Here is a 1,786-nt window from a genome sequence, read left to right as displayed (position 1 = left end):
CGCATCCAGTTAATAAAGCACTCATGAAATTTTACAGGACTGATACAGGATACAACTCTGGCAATAGTATCGTGAACAGGAATACCATTTTCAAATTCACCATATTGCTTCAAAAAATCGAGATGTGTTTCCCCGAAATCCTCTATATCTTCCCAACCTTCTGCACCAGAAATAACGGCACAAATAGTCAACAGTAGAATATCAGACAATTTATGTTCCACTTTCCAAGCTTGTCTGTAATCGGGGATAATAGAAATATGTTCCATTAATTTTTTTAATTCCATTTTGTTCTCCTTAATTATGTAAGGAGTATTTGATCATGTATAAGCAATGAAAAACAGCTTTAGGTAATAAGGAGTATCTCAATTATTGAACATTTAGTGCGAATTATTTAGTACAAAAAAGCTGCGTTACGTGATCTTTCCCTGAGGTGGTTAAGGGAATAAAAAGCGGGATGCAGGGTGTGCTGAAAGATAATTAAATAAAAAAGCCGGGGGAATTTGATTTTCCTCCCGGATTTTCATTATTTACATGGATTCCAAAACGAATAATCACCTATATATATTTCATTTAATTTTAAGTTTAATGGAATACTATCTATACTGTCAGCTATTTCATCAAATGGTGGTGGTAATATAAATAAAACGCCAAAATCCTCATCTATAACAATAGAGCCATTAAATATTCTTTGTCGAGAAGTGAGTTTTTTTATCTCACCAATTTCTTGACCTGCATATAATATTTTTTTGTATAACCCTTTGTAATTTTGATTACATCCAATAGAAAATATATTTCCATCAGGTTCGGTTGATATAGTTAAAGTTTCATCCAATACATAGGCAAATCTCTTACTCGCATCAGGTAGAAGATATTCCTTGCACTCAACACAATGATCAGCATACATTTCAGTAAAGTAGGAAGCTATATTTGTATTTAATAGCACATTACCCAATGAATGAAATGATTTTATTTCTGCGGAAAAATCAAACATTTTACATCCCACCATTTACTAAGACACCATCGACATAAACAGGAGAATCCTTTATTAGATCATAATTTTCAAAACCATCATGACCTATACGTCCATATACAACATCTTCACCTTTACTATTGGTTCTGTAAACCTTCCAATAATCATTTCCATGAATATTCGGTTGTTTTGCATTACCACCAGGATGATAATCTAATTTATATGTTGCACCAGATTTTGTTGTTTTCACATATTGTATATGTTGAATAGCATCAGGCCTACCAGCTTGTGGGTAGATCTTGGTCCAACCTTTAGAAGTTAAAAGAGAATCTATTTCAGCCGGAGTTTTGCCTGTTAATTTATTTACCCATCTTTGGGTTATATTATTCCTTTCCGCGAAGCCACATTTTAATCCAAGGGGATCGATCCAGCTTAACGGATTCGGTGCATATTGGTAGAGGTTTAACCCGCCTTTCAGCCCTATCGGATCCGTTACTATGAACCGCCCGACATCCGGATCATAGTACCTGTGCAGATTGTAGTGCAGCCCCGTTTCCCTGTCGAGGTACTGTCCCTGGTAACGCAGGTTCTGTTCCACCCTGCCGTGGTCCTTCTCCTGTATCGTGTTACCCCAGACCTGATACCCCGTCTCCCACACGATTTTCCCGTCACTGTCCGTCATCTCTTCTGGCGCGCCGTTCACATCTGTGTGAAAATACAGTATCCGGTTCGGTCCCTCTTTGCCCGCCTTGTCCACCCGCGCCAGCGGTTCATAACTCCCCTGGTCGCTGTAGATATACAGGCGGCTTATCCCCT

3 protein-coding genes are annotated in these 1,786 nt (G+C 38.1%); all 3 read right to left on the bottom strand.

All coding sequences use genetic code 11. The features are described 5' to 3' along the window. Positions 1-284 (bottom strand): ISAs1 family transposase (locus tag C0K55_RS25605; RefSeq protein WP_123059782.1); only part of this gene is annotated, 284 nt, incomplete at its 3' end. A gap of 239 nt (positions 285-523) precedes the next feature. Continuing rightward, positions 524-991, bottom strand: a complete 468-nt coding sequence (locus C0K55_RS25600; RefSeq protein ID WP_172953779.1) for a hypothetical protein — start codon at positions 989-991, stop codon at positions 524-526. 1 nt (position 992) lies between these two features. Then, on the bottom strand, positions 993-1,786 hold a 794-nt coding region (locus C0K55_RS26845; RefSeq protein WP_236942281.1), incomplete at its 5' end, for an RHS repeat-associated core domain-containing protein.

Source organism: Escherichia sp. MOD1-EC6098, assembly GCF_002965865.1.
In the GTDB taxonomy this organism is placed as follows: domain Bacteria; phylum Pseudomonadota; class Gammaproteobacteria; order Enterobacterales; family Enterobacteriaceae; genus Escherichia; species Escherichia marmotae.
This window is presented reverse-complemented; position numbering and strand designations above follow the sequence as displayed.

Coding starts and splice junctions, on each gene's coding strand:
- C0K55_RS25600 (WP_172953779.1), bottom strand. CDS start 991: ATGTTTGATTTTTCCGCAGAAATAAAATCATTTCATTCATTGGGTAAT.